The sequence below is a fragment of the Stenotrophomonas sp. AS1 genome, assembly GCF_048957655.1.
Taxonomy (GTDB): domain Bacteria; phylum Pseudomonadota; class Gammaproteobacteria; order Xanthomonadales; family Xanthomonadaceae; genus Stenotrophomonas; species Stenotrophomonas bentonitica_A.
This window is the reverse complement of the sequence record NZ_JARVXM010000001.1, coordinates 167999-184093: the sequence shown is the minus strand read 5'-3', so window position 1 is coordinate 184093 and position 16095 is coordinate 167999. Positions and strand designations below refer to the sequence as shown.

Below are 16095 nucleotides of genomic sequence, written 5' to 3'. Positions count from 1 at the left end.
TGACGAAAGCGCTGCACCTTACCGTGTCGGCAATGAATACCACCACCCGATGTGCCGCGCTGATCGCGGCATTGCTGATCGCGCCTGCCACGGTCTCCGCGCTTACCCTGGCCGAGGCGGAGCGCGTCATGGCACAGCACAATCCCGACCTGCTGGCCGCTGCGATCGAACTGCGCGGCACGCAGGGCGATGCGCAGAGCGCCGCGCGCCGGCCCAGCCCCGAGCTGAGCGTGGGCACCTCCAAGATCAGCCGCCAGGAGGGGATCGGCCCGGGCCGTTGGAAGGACAAGCGCGTGGATTCCACGCTCGGCCTGGGCTGGACGTGGGAGCGCGGCGGCAAGCGGGGCTGGCGCATGCGCCAGGCCGATGCCCTGGTCGAGGCGGCCCAGCTGAGCCTGCTCGATGGCCGCCGCCAGCAGCAGGTGGCGCTGCGGGAAGCGTACTTCGGGTTGAAGGCCGCACAGGAACTGAGCCGCATCGCCGAGGAAGATCGCCGTGCCTCGGCCGAGAGCCTGGCCGCTGCCGATCGGCAGGTCGCCACCGGCGCCATGGCGCCGATCGAGCGCGCGCGGCTTGCGGTGGATGATCTGAAAGTGGCCGATGCCGCCCGCGAGGCCGCACTGGGCCTGCGCGAGGCACGGCATGTCCTTGCGCTGCTGCTGGGCTGCGATGCGGATGAGGCACTGCGTGCCGACGACGCGTGGCCACACCCAGCCTCGGCGGCAACCGCCGCGATGGCCACGCTGGACGAGCGCGTTGACCTGCGTGCGGCCGAGGCGCGGGTGATCGCCGCCGATGCCGCGCGAGCCCTGGCGCGCAGCGAACGGCGGCGCGATGTGCAGTTCGGGATCGAAGCCGAGCGCGAGCCGGCCGACATCGGCGGCGTGACATGGGGACTGTCGATGAGTGTGCCGCTGGGCGGCGCCACGCGCTGGCGCGGCGAACAGCAACGGGCGGAGGCGGACTACGACGCCGCCGTGCTGGAACGGCAACAGCTGCGCCGCGAAGCCGCCGCTGAACTTGACCAGCTGCGGCACGCACTGGCGGCGGCCGCACAACGCCGCACCGCGTACGAACAGCTTCAGGGACCCGCGGCGCGCAAGAGCATGGAGGGTCTGGAACTGGCCTATCGCCGCGGTGCCGCCACGTTGACCGACCTGCTGGATGCGCGGCGCAGCTGGCGCGAATTCGAATCCGACCTGGTCGATGCGCGCCTGGCGCATGCCTCCGCCTTGGCGCGCTGGAACGCGGCCATCTCCGTTTCCGAAGGACATACCCCATGACGTTTTCGCGCACAGCCGGCTCGGCCCGTCTGCTTTCCTTGATTGTCGCCACTGTGCTGGCGGGTGGCTGCGCGCGCGATGCGGGCCCCGAAGCAGCGGCGGCGCCCACGGTGGAGGGCGCAACGATCCGCTTCGCCGCCGACAGCCCCCAACTGAGCGTGCTGCGCAGCGAGACCGTGACCGACGGGTCGGCGTCGGTGCTGCAGCTGCCGGCGCGCGTCACCTGGGATGACACCCGCTCAAGCATGCTGCGCTCGCCGCTGCCGGGGCAGATCGCACGCATCGAGGCGGCGCCGGGCGAGAAGATCAAGGCAGGCCAGGTCCTGGCGTGGGTGACCTCCCCCGAATTCGGGCAGGTGCAGGCGGAAGGTGCGCGAGGTGCGGCCGAGCTGCGGCAGGCGCGCAATGAACTGGCACGGGTACGTGAGCTGCATGAGGCCGGGGTTGCCTCCGGCCGCGAACTGGGCGAGGCCGAATCCGCGCTGGCCGCCAGCGAAGCCGAGCACGCGCGGCTGCAGGCACTGACCCGTGGCTTCGGCAGCCGCCGCGGCATCGACCAGCGCATGCCGCTGCGTTCGCCGATCGATGGCATCCTCGTCGAGCGCCGGATGAGCCCCGGCATGAGCGTCTCCGCCGATGCCGAGGTGCCGCTGGCCGTGGTGAGCGATCCGGACCGGCTGTGGCTGATCATCGATGTTCCCGAAGCGCTGGCCGGCCGTCTCACGCCGGGTCTGAAGGTGCGTGTGGCGCCTGGCAGCGGTGAGCCCACACAGGGGGTGCTGGGCCACGTCGATGATTACATCGACACCGAGCGCCACGTGGTGCAGGCGCGTGCCGAACTGGACAACCACGAGCGTCGCTTCAAGGCCGGGCAGTACGTGCGTGCCGAGATCACCGTGCCGATGGACGGTGGAGTATCGGTGCCGGAAGGTGCGGTGCTGCTGCTCGGGCGCGAGCAGGTGGTGTTCGTGGACGAGGGCAACGGGCAGTTCGCACGACGCACCGTGCAGGCCGAGGAGTTGGGCCAGGGCCGCCTGTGGGTAGGGCAGGGGCTGCCCGCGGGGGCCCGCGTGGTAGTGGACGGCGGTCTGCTGCTGCAGCAAGTGCTCGACCAGAACGTTGGCACTGCTGACCGATCTGCCAGCACTGCCGCGGCAGGCAGGGGCGCCCCATGATCGATCGTCTGATTGCGTACTGCCTGCGCCAGCCGCTGATGGTCATGCTGGCGCTGCTGATCTTCATCGGCGCCTCGTTCGCGGCATTCCGCGAGCTGCCCGTGGAAGCCTTTCCGGATGTCTCCGATACCCAGGTCACCGTGGTGACCCTGCATCCGGGGCGCGCGGCCGAAGAGGTCGAGCGTGAGGTCACCATGCCGCTTGAAGTGGCGCTGTCGGGCATTCCGCACTCGGTGCGCGTGTTCTCGCATACCCAGTTCGGGTTGTCGATGATCATCCTGACCTTCGACGATGGCGCGGATGACTACTTCGCGCGTGCCCAGGTGATGGAGCGACTGCAGGGCGTGGATCTGCCCGAGGGCGTGCAGCCGGAGATGGAGGCGATGAGCTCGGCGGTGGGCGAGATCTACCGCTACGTGCTGCACGCGCCGCACATGAGTTCCACCGAACTGCGCACCGTGCAGGAATGGGTGATGGAGCGGCGTCTACGCACGGTGCCGGGCGTGGCCGATGTGGTGAGCTTCGGGGGGTTCGCCAGGACGTTCCAGGTCGAACCGGACCTGGGCAGGCTGCGTGATCGCGGGATCAGCCTGGAGGCGTTCGCCGAGGCGCTCGAACGTGGCAGCGCCAATGCCGGTGGCGGCTACGTGGAGCGCGGCCAGCAGCAGTACCTGATCCGCGGCGTCGGGCTGATGCGCTCGCCCGCCGATATCGGCACGGTGGTCGTGGCAGAGCGACAGGGCACGCCAGTGCTGGTACGCGACCTGGCCCGCATCGTCGACACCGGGCTGCCCCGGCAGGGCCTGGCCGGCCAGGACGACAACGATGATGCCGTGTTCGGCATGGTGCTGATGCGCAAGGGGGAGAATCCGTCGCTGGTGCTGGATGCGCTGCACACGCGCGTGGCCGAGATCGAGGCCAACCACCTGCCCGAGGGCGTCACGCTGGAGCCGTTCTACGATCGCTCGTGGTTGGTGTCCACCACGCTGAAAACGGTGTTCCGCAACCTGGTGGAGGGCGCGGTACTGGTGTTCCTGGTGCTGTGGCTGTTCCTCTACAACGCCCGCGCGGCGCTGATCGTGGCGGCGATGATGCCGTTGGCGCTGCTGTCCACCTTCCTCGGCCTGCACTTGTGGGGCGTGCCGGCCAACCTGCTCTCGTTGGGCGCGATGGACTTCGGCATCATCATCGATGGTGCGGTGATCGTGACCGAGCACATCGTCTCCCGCATGTCGAAAATGCCGGCCGGCAGCACCCGGCGCGAGCGCATGGCCACCGTGCTGTCCGCGGCGTCGGAGGTCGGGCGGCCGACCTTCTTCTCGATGCTGATCATCATCGCCGCGCACATCCCGATCTTCACCCTGCAGCGGCAGGAAGGCCGGATGTTCGCACCGATGGCCTATTCGGTGACGTCGGCCCTGATCGGCGCGTTGATCCTGGCGCTCACCGTGGTGCCGCTGCTGTGTTTCTGGTGGCTGCGCCGCGAGCGTCTGAAAGGCGAGAACCCGGTGATGAATCGGCTGGTCGGCTGGTACCGCCCCTGGCTGGAAGGCGCGATGGCGCGCCCCCGGGCGGTCGTGCTGGCCGCGGTGGCGATGTTGGTGGTGACACTGGCCCTGGGCACGCGGCTGGGCTCGGAGTTCCTGCCCGAACTGGATGAAGGCTCGATCTGGCTGACTGCCACGCTGGACCCCAGCACCAGCCTGGCCGAGGCGCAGGCGCAGTCCCGACGCATCCGCGACCTGGTGCGGACGCTGCCGGAGGTCTCCACCGTGGTGGCCAAGCTCGGCCGCCCGGAGGATGGCTCCGATGCCAAGGGTGCCAACCAGATCGAAGCACTGGTGGCGCTGAAGCCCGACTCCGAGTGGACCCGGAAGATCGACAAACGCGAGCTGGTGGCGCAGATGCAGCGCCTCCTGGAAGAGCGCATTCCCGGCCCCGAATTCTCGATCTCGCAGCCGGTGCGCGACAACATCCTGGAGAGCATTTCGCAGATCAAAGGCCAGGTGGTGATCAAGGTCAGCGGCGAGAACCTGGAGGTGCTGACCAACCAGGCCCAGGCGATCCTGGCGCAGGTCAAGCACGTGGACGGCGTGGAGAGCGCCTTCATCGATCGCGACGGCAGCCTGCCGCAGCTGCGCATCGATATCGATCGCGACCGTGCGGCGCGCTACGGCCTGAACGTGCAGGACATCGATGCCGTGATCGAGACCGCCATCGGCGGCCGCGAGGTCGGCCAGCTGTGGGAAGGCGAGCGCCAGTTCCCGATCAGCCTGCGCCTGTCCGATGCCGACCGCGACCTGCAGCGTCTGCGCACCGTGCCGGTGGGCACTGCCTCCGGCCAGACCGTGACGCTGGGGGATGTGGCGGACTTCACCATGGCCAGCGGCGCGATCAACATCTCGCGTGAGAACGCCCAGCGCGTCAAAGCCGTGAGCATCTTCATCGCCGGGCGCGACATGGGCAGCGTGGTGGCCGACATGCGCCGGCAGGTCGACGCGACCATCGATCTGCCGGAGGGCTACCGGATCGACTGGTCCGGCGAGTTCGAGAACCAGCAGCGCGCCATGGCCCGTCTGGGTTGGGTGGTGCCGCTCTCGGTACTGATCATCTTCGTGCTGCTGTTCGATGCTTTCAAGGACGTCACCAGTGCCGCCCTGATCCTGGCGAACGTACCGCTGGCGATGATCGGCGGCATCCTGGCGCTGTGGTTGACCGGTATTCCGCTGTCGGTCTCGGCGGCAATCGGCTTCATCGCCTTGTTCGGGCAAGCGGTGCTCAACGGCGTGATCATGTTGACCCGGTTCGGCCAGCTGCGCGAGCAGGGCATGGCGCTCTACGACGCCGTGGTGCAGGGCGCCCTGCAGCGCCTGCGCACGGTGCTGATGACGGCGCTGTTGGCGATGTTCGGCTTGTTGCCCATGGCCACCTCGCACGCGATCGGCGCCGAAACCCAGAAGCCACTCGCGGTGGTGGTGATTGGTGGACTGCTGTCGGCGATGCTGCTGACCCTGCTGGTGCTGCCGACGCTGTACTACTGGGTGCATCGCCGGCGTGAACAGCGGCGGGGTGGGGCAGCGATGGAGGTTGAGGCCGTGTAGGCGGCGCTGAATGGCTGGGCAGCGTGGGGAGGGGCCATTGCCCGGCCGGTGGTGCTGGAAGGACGGCAATGCGACGACGCCATCCGACGGGGCGCTGCGATCGTTCGCGCCATCACGCTCCCGGCGTCCCCGGCGGCAGCGTGTCGTCCCGTTGGTGCCAGGACGGGAGATCCAGTGCGTGGCGTTCGAGCATGGCCTGTATACATGCACGCGCGTGGTCCCTCTCCGTGTTCGCGCATTGGTCAAGGATCTCGCCAGTCAGCTGCTCAAACTGCGGCCAGAACTGCGCCGGGTGGCGCACGCGCGCCACCCAGTGGTCCAGTTGGTCGGCCAGCGCATCAAGCTGCACCTGGATTTCGGTGCGCACGTTCATCCCGGGGGCGCGCCCAGGTCGAGCACGACGCGGTAGTAATGGCCGTCGTCGCGGAGCAGGACGGTGAGGTCCGGCTGTAGGACGCCATCCACATGCAGGGTGGGCTCACCCTGCGCCGTGCGGGTCACCTCGAACTCATACAGGCTGCGGCCGAAGCGGTAGCTCAGTTCGAATGACGGCCAATGATCGGGCAGGCACGGCGCCAGCGACAGACGATCGCCTTCGCGACGGATGCCAAGCAGGGATTCCACCAGCAGGCGGTACATCCAACCGGCCGACCCGGTGTACCACGTCCAGCCGCCGCGGCCGACGTGCGGCGACACGGCGTATACATCGGCGGCCAATACGTAAGGTTCGACGCGGTAGGTCTGGACCGCCGCCGGGTCCAGCGTGTGGTTGAGGGGATTGATCATGCCGGCCAGCTCCCAGGCACGCACCGCATCTCCCTGCTGCGCGAATGCCATCGCCGCCCACACGGCCGCGTGGGTGTACTGGCCGCCATTCTCGCGCACCCCCGGTACGTAACCCCGAATGTAACCGGGGTCTTCCGTGGTCTGGTCGAAGGGCGGATCGAGGAGCTGGATCAGCTTGGCGTCCTTGCGCACCAGGTGCGTGTACAGCGAATCCAGCGCCTGCGAGGCACGCTCCGGCGCGGCGACGCCTGACAGCACCGACCAGCTCTGCGAGATGGAATCGATGCGGCACTCGTCGTTCTGTGACGAGCCCAAGGTGGCGCCGTTGTCGAACCAGGCGCGGCGATACCACGCCCCATCCCAGGCGTGGTGTTCCAGGTTCTGGCGCAGGCGGTCGGCCTGCTCCTGGCACCACTGCGCACGGGCGTCATCGCCGCGCGCGTTCGCCAGCACGATGAAGCGGCGCAGCGTGTCATGCAGGAAGAATCCCAGCCACACACTTTCGCCGCGCTGCTGGTCGCCGACGCGGTTCATGCCGTCGTTCCAGTCGCCGGTTCCCATCAGCGGAAGGCCGCGCTCGCCCAGCAAGCGGCAGCCGCGCTCGAGCGCGACGATGCAGTGCGCATACAGCGTGCCGCGCTGCACCGATGGGGTCGGCATGTCGTAATACCCTTCCTCTTCCGGGGTCACCGCGCGCCCTTCGATGAAGCCGACCACTTCGTCCAGCACGCTGGCGTCGCCGGTGACCTCCAGGTAGCGGCATGCGCCCTGGGGCAGCCAGAGGTAATCGTCGGAGCAGCGGGTACGCACGCCGCGACCTTGCGGGGGGTGCCACCAATGCATCACATCGCCTTCGGCGAACTGGTGTGCCGCGCAAAGCAGCAGGTGCTCGCGGGTCAGGTCCGGGCGCGTGTGGATGAGGGCCAGCGCGTCCTGCAGCTGGTCGCGGAAGCCGAACGCGCCGCCCGACTGGTAGTACCCACTGCGCGCCAGGTAGCGGCAGCCCAGGGTCTGATACACGAGCCAGCCATTGGCCAGTGCGTCCAGCGCCGGGTCCGGCGTACGTACCTGCACCGTGGCCAGCACATTGCGCCAGTGGATGCGCACCGCGTCCAGCGCATCGATGGCCTCATGATTGCCCTGGCGGCTTCGTGCCAGCGCGAGCGTTTCCTCGCGGTCGCGCCCCGCGCCGAGGCGGAACGTCGTTTCACTGCGGTCACCCGGTGCCAGTTCCAGTGGCACCTGGATCGCCGCGCAGGGATCCAGGCCCGCGCCGATCCGTCCATCCAGACGTTCGCGCCGCAGCGCGGCCGGCGCGTGCAGGCCGCCGTTGCGCCCGATGAACTCCAGGCGATCACAGGTCCAGCCACAGCCCTCGGCATCGGTGTCGAAGAAGGCCATGCGGCCGCCGAAGTCGGTGTTGTAGGTGTTGCGCGCCAGCAGCGCGCCGCTCTGCGGGTCGCGTTCGGTGAGCACATGCATACGTGATTTCGGACGCAGGTCACCCATGACCCACTCAACGTAGCCGATGGCCGACAGCCGCCGTGTCCTGCCCGACAGGTTGTGCAACCGCAGGACCGAGAACTTCAGTGGGGCGGTGACGTCGACGAATACCCACAACTCGCTGACGATGCCGTCCTCGATATGCTCATAGACCGTGTAGCCGAATCCATGGCGCGTACGGTACGCGCCGGTGCCCCGGCACGGGAGCGGCATCGGCGACCAGACGCGGCCGGTGTCCTCGTCGCGCACGTAGAAGGCTTCACCGCCGGTGTCGGATACCGGATCGTTGAGCCAGGGCGTCAGGCGGAATTCGTGTGCGTTCTCGAACCACGTGTAGCCCGGTGCGCTCTCGCTGACGACGGTGCCCAGGCGGGCGTTGGCGATCACGTTGGCCCAGGGCGCGGGCGTCGGGGCGCCTTCGCGCACCACCACGACGTATTCGCGGCCGTCCTCGCTGAAGCTGCCGGTTCCGTTGTCGAATCGGCCGGTGCCGCGGTACGGAAGGAAGGGCCACGGGTCGTCCAGCTCTTCGTCGTGCCCGGCGCCCGGGGGCATGCCCGGTTCGGGCCCGAGGTCGGCAACCACGGGCAGCCCGGGCGTTGCGTCCATCGACAGTGTCAGCTCCTGCTGCTCCACCTGTGGCACCAGGGCCGGGATCCGGCGGACGGGCAGGGGCTGGCGTCCCACCTGGGCGACCAGCGTACCGTCCTCGTCGCTGATCACCACCCGTGCCACCGCCTGCAACAGAACGCGGTCTTCGTGACTCATGTTCTGCACGGGCCGTACGAAGATGCCGCCAGGGCGATCGAGCAGGCCGGTCTCCGAGCTGGCGGCGACCATGCCCAGAATCTGGTCCTGCAGTTCCTGGCGATAGCCGGCCTTGCTGTCGTTCCAGATCACCAGGTCGGTGTTGAGCCCCTTCTGGCGCCAATAGGCATGGGCCTGCACCAGTTGCCTGACCAGTTCCACGTTCTCCGCGTCGGTGACCTTGAGCAGGACGATCGGCAGATCGCCCGAGATGGCATGCCCCCACAGCCCGGATTGGCCTCGCTGGTTCTGCTGCAGGACGCCGGCACCTGCGCGCAGCAGCGCATTGGAATACAGCACGTGGCTGGCCAGGCGCTCGTACAGCGACGCCTCGGCCTGGCTCGCATTGATCTGCCGGCGCACCACCTGGCTGTGCGTCCAGGCCAGATCGAAGACGCGGTCGGCCAGCCGGCGATCACGGTATTTGTCCACGAGTGCCTCGCAACCGGCGCGGTCGGCGCCGATGCCATACACCATGTCCAGCTGGACGGTCTGTTCGGGCTCAAGCAAGACGCGGACGCGGATCGCCACGATCGGGTCGAGCACCGAGCCGTCCGTACCGGAGAGGTCGGTATCGATGGTCAAGGCCTGCGGCGTCCGCGGCGTGTTGCCACGACCCAGGAAGCGCGCACGGTCGGTTTCGTAGGAGATCGACACTACCTCTGCGTCATGCACCGCAACCAGATGGAACATCCACGGCGGCACTTCGTCGTGGGAACGTGGGCGACGCGTGCATAGCAGGGCCTGCTTGGCAGCCAGGATCTCGCTCTGGACGAAGAGATTGCTGAAGGCCGGGTGTGCGTCGTCGGAGGCTGCAGGTGCCAGCACCACTTCGGCGTAGGTGGTGATCTCCACCGTGCGCTGGCGACGGCTGCGGTTGGTCAGGCGCAGGCGCCTGAGCTCGATGTCGTCCTCGGCGGAGATGGCCACCTGCAGGTGGCTCTCGCAACCGCGGCGCGCACCGCGGAATTCAGCCTTGGCGTCAGAGAAGATCGCCTCGTAATTGTCCACCGGCACGCAGGTGGGCTGATAGGCGGCAGACCAGAACTCGCCGCTGTCCACGTCGCGCAGGTAGCAGAACGACCCCCAGGCATCGGTGGTGCCGTCTTCGCGCCAACGGGTGAGCGACAGGTCGCCATGGCGGCTGTAGCCGCCGCCGGCATGGGTGAGCATGCCGTGGTAGCGCCCGTTGGAGAGCAGCTGCACCTCCGGGCGCGGGCCACCCGCGTCGCGCAGGACGCGCAGGGCCGTCTCGTGCTCGGCCATGGCGGAGTGCTCGCCCAGGGCTTCCACCTCATGGGGATGGAACACGCCGATGCGCGGTATGCGCTCCTGCAGCAGCAACAAGGTCGCCTGGAACTCGACATCGGCCACGAAGCGGCGCTGCATCGGCTGGTCGCGCAACAGGTAATCCAGCGAGAGCAGGCCCATGCCCTGGTGGTGGGCCATGAACGAACGCAGCAGAACGTGATCCTGCCCCGGTGGCACGCGGGCGGGGGTGTAGTCGACTGCTTCGTACATGCCAAAGCGCCCGGAGAAGCCCAGTTCTTCCATGGCCTGGAGGTTCTGGCACGCCGCCTCCGGCGCCACCATCAGCGCCATCATGCTGGCATAGGGCGCGATGACCCGATCCTGGCCCAGGCCGCGCTTGAGACCCAGCCCCGGCACGCCGAACGCGCGGTACTGGTAGTTCAGGCGTGCATCGACGGCGTTGTAGCCGGACTCGGACACGCCCCACGGCAGGTTCAACGTACGGCCGTAGACGATCTGCGCCTCCACCGCATGCCGCGCGGTCTGGTCGAGCAGCGTGTCCGGATAGCTGGGCATCACCAGTTGCGGCATGAGGTACTCGAACATCGAGCCACTCCATGACAGCAGCGTCGGGGTGCCGTTGACCTCGGTGAGCATCCGGCCGAGCGCGAACCAGCTCTCCTGCGCCAGCTGGCCCTGGGCGATGGCGACGAAGGCGCACAGACGCGCTTCGGAGGCCAGCAGGTCGTAGAAGCTGTTGTCGAGGCGGTGGTCGTCGACGTTGTACCCGATCGAGAGCAGGTTGCGGGTACGGTAGAACAGGAACCCGTATTCCATCAGCGAGAACTGCCCGGCGCGGTGCGCGAGGGCCTGCAGCTGCTCGATGCGCGCGCGCGCCTCCGCGCCGACCGTGCCGGGCAGCTCGGCGAGCTGGCGCAGGCTGGGTACCGGCGTCTCGTCGGCTGCGTTGGCATCGGCAGGGATGCTGGCGAGCGATGCCCGGGCAGCATGGCATTCGGCGGCAAACAGCGCCGGCCAGTGCAGCTCACCCTGCTCGGGCGATGGCGGTGCCGGCCACTGTGCCAGTACGGCATCGGCCAGGCCGGCCAGCTCCTGCAACCGGGCGAGCAGCTGGGCCGTGCCACGTGGGCGGTCGGTACGCGTTGATGCCAGGCGCTGGCGAAGGTGGTTGAGTGCCTGGCCCACGTGCGCGTCGTCGGGCCGATGGCGCTGGCGTTCCTCTTCCAGCACGCCCAGCGTATCGGCCAGGCCATCGAACGTGTGCGGCGCCAGCACCGGCGCGTCCACCAGGGCGAGCAGGCCCTGGCGCAGCGTCAGCAGGTGGCCGGCAAGGTTGCCGCTGTCCACGGTGGAGACGTAGCGCGGCGGCAGCGGCGCCAGGGTTTCGGTGTCATACCAGTTCAGGAAGTGGCCGCGGTGGCGCGGCAGCTTGTCCAGCGTATCGAACGTGAGGGCGGTACGTTCGGCGACCGCATCCTGCTGCAGCCAGCCGAAATCCCACGCCGACAGGTTGGCCAACAGGGACAGGCCGATGTTGGTCGGCGAGGTGCGCCGCGCCACCACCAGCGAGGGATGCTCCTGGATGTTGTCCGGCGGCAGCCAATGATCCTGCTCGCGTACCCAGGCCTGGAAGAAGGACCAGGTACGCCGGGCCAGCCGGCCCAGGAAGGCCCGCTGCGTCACGGAAAGCTCGGCCACGCTCGCGGCCGGCGGCCGGCCCAGCCATGCCATCAATGCGGGCGCGAAGGTCCACGCCAGCAGCAAGGGCAGGGCGACAGGCAGTGCCTGCGGATGCACGCTGGCCACGAGCCCCACCAGCACGAGCGCCAGCAGCGACCCCGGTGCCATCACCCGCCATTCCGCGCCGCGGTCGCCGCCAAGGCGGCGCTCGACCTCGCTGGAGGGGTTCCATTGCAGCAGGTGGCGGCGGGTAACGGCCATGCGCCAGAGCGTGCGCAGTATCGCGCCACCGGCCAGCAGCGCCTCGTAGGGCAGGCAGGCGATCTGGGTGGACGCGCGCAGCAACGACTGCAGCGTGCCACGGCCGACCATGATGTAGTGCGCCTCGAGCGGTGTGTCATCCGGAACGCTCAGGGCATCGCGCAGCATGCCGATCAGCGGCGGCGCGAACCACAGCGCGAGCACCCACGCCGTCCATGCCGCCGGGTTTTCGGCATACAGCCAGCCTGCGACCAGCAAGGCCAGGGCGGCGACCGGCACCAGGCTCCGGCGCAGATTGTCCAGCAACTTGCCGCGCGACAGCAGGCTCAGCCGGTTGCCTTCCCATGCGGAGCCCGGGCGCGGTGTCCACGGCAGCAACCATGGCAGCAGCTGCCAGTCGCCACGGATCCAGCGCGCACGGCGCTTGGCGTCGGCGACGTAACGCTCGGGGTAATCCTCGTACAGGCGCACATCGCTGACCAGGCCAGCGCGTGCGTAGCACCCTTCCAGCAGGTCATGGCTGAGGATGCGGTTCTCGGGCAGGCGGCCCTCGAGCGCATGCTCGAAGGCTTCAACGTCATAGATGCCCTTGCCCACGAACGAGCCTTCGTCGAACAGGTCCTGATAGACGTCCGACACCATGCGCGTGTACGGATCGATGCCCGGCTCGCTGCCGAACATCCTGGCAAAGCGCGAGGTGCGGCGCGTGCCCAGGCTGGTGCCGACGCTGGGCTGCAGGATGCCGTAGCCCTCCACGACGCGTTGCAGCGCCGGATCGAAGCGCGGGCGGTTGAGCGGGTGCGCCAGCGTGGCGACGAACGCGCGTGCCGCATCCCGCGGGAGTTGGGTGTCCGCATCCAGGGTAATGACGTAGCGGACGCCGATCAGGGCCGCAACGTCACCGACGGTGCGCATGAACGCGGCCGCATCGCCGTGGCGGAGCAGGGCATTGAGCGCGGCCAGCTTGCCGCGTTTGCGCTCGTGGCCCATCCACACCCCTTCGCCCGGATTCCATTGCCGGGGGCGATGCAGCAGGTAGAAGCGATCGCCGCGTTCGGACGCGTAGCGGGCGTTCAATTCCTCGATCCGCTCCACCGCGTGCGCAACCAGAGTATGGTCCGTCGGCGTCTCGGCTTCCACGGCATCAAGAAAGTCCGTCAGCAGCACAAAGCGCAGCTGGGGATCGCGGTTGGCCTGGAAGCGGACTTCCAGCGCTTCGACCAGCACGTCGATTCCATCGATGCTGGAGAGCATGGACGGAACCGCGACGACCGTGGCGCAGGCAGCCGGGATGCCTTCGCTGAAATCGAGCTTGGGCAGTGGCCTGGGCGTGACCAGCACTGTCGCGGTCCAGTTCACCAGGACGATGCCCAGCTCACTGAAGACCAGCAGCCCGAGCAGCGCGGCCAGCCAGACGGGCGCCGAGCCAACGCCGGTGGCCAGCAGGCCACCCGTGGCCAGCACCGCCAGCAGGATGATCGGCAGCAGGTACAGCGCAAGCGGCACGCGATGCGCCAGTTGCCGTGCCTTGCGGTGCCGCGGCGCTGCCTGGGCCACGGCGTCAACGGTGGCGGGCAGGCCTTCGCCGACCAGCCAGTAGCCTACGTGCGTGCGCGGCCCTTCAACCGGCACAGCCGCCCGTGCCAGGTCCAGCGCAATCGTGGCAACGCGCTCTTCCGCGACACGGCTGCCGCGGGCGATCTTCTCCACGACGTGGCGGTAGGCGTCGCGGGTGCCGAAATCCATCTGCGCATAGACCCCCATGGGGTCTTCCCGCAGCCGCTGCTCGACCACACTCATCTCTTCGACGAACGTGCGCCAGTCCATGGTGGAGAGGAAGCGCAGGCTGCCGATGCTGTTGCCGATGGAGACCTGGTCGGCCGCCTGCTGCTGCCCCTCGGCGGCGACCAGTTCATCGATGCGCTGGCCAGCCGCGGCGGCCCACTGTTCCAGCCAGGCGACCGGCATCGCCCACGCGCCGCCGCGCCCCTGCAGCGAGCGGGTGAGCTCGGCGATGAACGCACCGGTCAACGGCGGCTCGGACCGGGCCATGTCGGCCACCACCAGGACCACCTCGGTCGGGGTGTCGGACGCCGCGCGATTGAGGTTCTCAGCCCATTGCGCCGCCAGGCTGCGGTCCGTGCCATCGCGCATCACCCGCGCGGCCATGCGCCGCAGATTCTCGAGCAGCGCCAGGCGCAGCATGATGGGGACGGCCCACAGTTCGCCCAGGCTCAGGGGAGCAAGCGACTGGTAGGAGGCGATGAAACGGCCCAGGGTATCGGCGTCGATGCGACCGTCGCCGTGCGCGATGGCCTGCATCGACAGTTCATACACACGCGGCAGGCCGGCCGAGGGGCCGGCGACAAGTGAAGGCAACTGACGGCTGTAGCCGCGCGGCAGATGGCGTCGCGCGGTCTGGATCTGTTCTTCGATCAGGTAGTAGTTGTCGAGCAGCCATTCCCCGGCGGGGGTGACCGGCCGCTGTTCACGCACCACGCTGCTGAGCAGCGTGTTGGCGTCTTCCAGGACTCGCTCGTTTGCCTGCAGGCGATCGAGCAGGCGCTCTGCGCCAGGCCGCATCCGCACCCGGTGCTGGCGCGCAAGGGCGCGGCCGTACACCTCCATCTGCTCAACGCTGTACAGCGCGGCGCGCAGGGGGCCCTCGGTGGCCTCGATGGCCGGCGCCGAGGCCTGGCGCTCACGCCAGCGCCAACGGACAAGACGACGCAGACGCAGCCAACGGCCAAAAAGACGACGAAGGTGGGGCATAGGTTACCGATGGGGGGCAGGTCGCGGCCCTCATAGTTGCATTGGGGGTGCCATGGTTGCTGTGAAGGTTGGGTGCGGTCGGCGCCTTGCTTGCCGCCGCTGGGAGCCTGATGATGCGGCCTGCAACTGAAGTGGGCGCCGAAATTCGTCAAGCCGATTCATCCAAGGGGATAAGCACTATGCGTTTGAAGTCGATCGGGGTGGGACTGTCGTTCGCATGCCTGTGCGCCGCGTCCGCTTATGCGCAGGCCGTTGCACCTCTCACCTTCGCCGATCGGCTGGCGCAGGCAGGGTCGCCGCTGACCGTGCGGCCGGAGGGCTTCTCGGGTCCGGGCGCCGCCATTCTGTCCGACGCGGTAGACGCCAGCCGGTACGTTCTCATCGGCGAGAGCCACTTTTCGCGCGAGATCCCCGCCTTCACCACCAACGTCTGTCGGTTGATGGCGCCGGGCGGCCTGGCCGCGATGGCCGTTGAGACAGGACCGGAGGCCGCCAGCGCAGTCAATGCACGGATGAGAGCGCCGGACCGGGAACAGCAGATTTCCGATTTCATGACCGCCTATCCCGACGTCATGGCGTTCCTCAACAGCCGCGCCGAAGGGCAGACGGTGGCCGACTGCGCTGCGGTCGCCGGGCCCGAGTTCACGTTGTGGGGACTGGATCAGGAGTTCCTGGGCGTAAGCGGCTATCTGTTCGACCAGATGCTGGCATCCGGGCCAGGGCCGCTCGCCCGTGCCCAGATCGATGCCTTGGCCAAACAGGAGCGGACGGCGGTGCAGGTCGCGCTCGCCTCAGGGTCGCCCATGGATCTGTTCCTGTTGAAGGTCACCGATGCGACGCTGGAGCCGGCGGGGAAAGCCATCGACCAAGATGGCGGCGACCGGGCAAAGGCCCTGTTCGCCGCCTTGCGCGAAACACGTGCCATCTACCAGGCCTCGCAGTCTGGTCGTGGCGATCCGAACGGGCGCAGGGCGCGGCTGATGAAGCGGACGCTCGCCGCCCATTTCACCGAGGTGCCGCAGGCGCGCGTGCTGATGAAGTTCGGCGCCTATCATCTCTACAAGGGCTACAACCCACTTGGCCAGCGCGACGTGGGCAACTTCGTTGCCGAACATGCCGACGGACAGGGCGTGAGTGCCCTGCACCTGATGGTAGGTGGTGCGAAAGGCGTGGGCGCCGGATACAACGGGGTCGGTCGCCCGATGAAGGTGTACGACTTCGATGCGACCACCGGCAAGGACAGTGACTGGCGCAAGGATGTGATGTTGGCCCGCCCCTCCGGCATGGCACCGGACGACTGGATGCTGGTGGATCTGCGCCGTTTGCGCAGCAAGGATATGGACGACCTGACGCCCGAGTGGCGCGAGCTCATCCGCGGCTACGACCTTGCCGTTGTGGCGCCGAAGCTGTCTCCGTCCACCAAACTCGGGGGCGCTGACGCCCCCTGAAAGGTGT

The 16095-nt window shown here is 68.4% G+C and carries 6 protein-coding genes; 4 read left to right on the top strand and 2 right to left on the bottom strand.

Annotated features, from left to right (window positions below; translation table 11 throughout):
* The first annotated feature begins 32 nt into the window (after window positions 1-32).
* Genes PV764_RS00785 through PV764_RS00775 form a run of 3 tightly spaced genes read left to right on the top strand, consistent with a single transcriptional unit; the run spans window position 33 to window position 5559 of the window.
* The gene (locus tag PV764_RS00785) at window positions 33-1283 is read left to right on the top strand and encodes a TolC family protein (RefSeq protein ID WP_421115984.1); all 1251 of its coding nucleotides are present in this window, start codon (window positions 33-35) and stop codon (window positions 1281-1283) included.
* Window positions 1280-2458 carry an efflux RND transporter periplasmic adaptor subunit gene (locus PV764_RS00780; RefSeq protein ID WP_421115983.1) on the top strand — a complete coding sequence of 393 codons (1179 nt, stop codon included), beginning with the start codon at window positions 1280-1282 and terminating at the stop codon, window positions 2456-2458. Before PV764_RS00785 ends, PV764_RS00780 begins: the two co-directional genes overlap by 4 nt.
* Window positions 2455-5559 (top strand): efflux RND transporter permease subunit, encoded by a 3105-nt coding sequence (locus tag PV764_RS00775; protein WP_421115981.1) that lies wholly within the window; start codon window positions 2455-2457, stop codon window positions 5557-5559. Before PV764_RS00780 ends, PV764_RS00775 begins: the two co-directional genes overlap by 4 nt.
* A gap of 112 nt (window positions 5560-5671) precedes the next feature.
* Here PV764_RS00775 and PV764_RS00770 read toward each other — a convergent pair whose 3' ends face one another.
* Together PV764_RS00770 and PV764_RS00765 are read right to left on the bottom strand one after the other, a co-directional pair.
* The gene (locus PV764_RS00770; protein ID WP_421115980.1) at window positions 5672-5932 is read right to left on the bottom strand and encodes a hypothetical protein; all 261 of its coding nucleotides are present in this window, start codon (window positions 5930-5932) and stop codon (window positions 5672-5674) included.
* Entirely contained in the window at window positions 5929-14640 is an 8712-nt protein-coding gene (locus PV764_RS00765; protein WP_421115979.1) for a GH36-type glycosyl hydrolase domain-containing protein, read from the bottom strand. The genes PV764_RS00770 and PV764_RS00765 overlap by 4 nt, the downstream gene beginning before the upstream one ends.
* Window positions 14641-14819: 179 nt before the next feature.
* On the opposite strand from PV764_RS00765, the gene PV764_RS00760 reads away from it, so the two are divergent.
* Window positions 14820-16088: a hypothetical protein gene (locus PV764_RS00760; protein ID WP_046272423.1), complete on the top strand. Its 1269-nt coding sequence runs from the start codon at window positions 14820-14822 to the stop codon at window positions 16086-16088.
* Window positions 16089-16095: the final 7 nt, after the last annotated feature.

Excerpts from the sequence above, each read along its gene's own strand:
- PV764_RS00780 (WP_421115983.1), top strand. The coding sequence starts at position 1,280 with ATGACGTTTTCGCGCACAGCCGGCTCGGCCCGTCTGCTTTCCTTGATT.
- PV764_RS00785 (WP_421115984.1), top strand. The coding sequence starts at position 33 with ATGAATACCACCACCCGATGTGCCGCGCTGATCGCGGCATTGCTGATC.
- PV764_RS00760 (WP_046272423.1), top strand. The coding sequence starts at position 14,820 with ATGCGTTTGAAGTCGATCGGGGTGGGACTGTCGTTCGCATGCCTGTGC.
- PV764_RS00770 (WP_421115980.1), bottom strand. The coding sequence starts at position 5,932 with ATGAACGTGCGCACCGAAATCCAGGTGCAGCTTGATGCGCTGGCCGAC.
- PV764_RS00765 (WP_421115979.1), bottom strand. The coding sequence starts at position 14,640 with ATGCCCCACCTTCGTCGTCTTTTTGGCCGTTGGCTGCGTCTGCGTCGT.
- PV764_RS00775 (WP_421115981.1), top strand. The coding sequence starts at position 2,455 with ATGATCGATCGTCTGATTGCGTACTGCCTGCGCCAGCCGCTGATGGTC.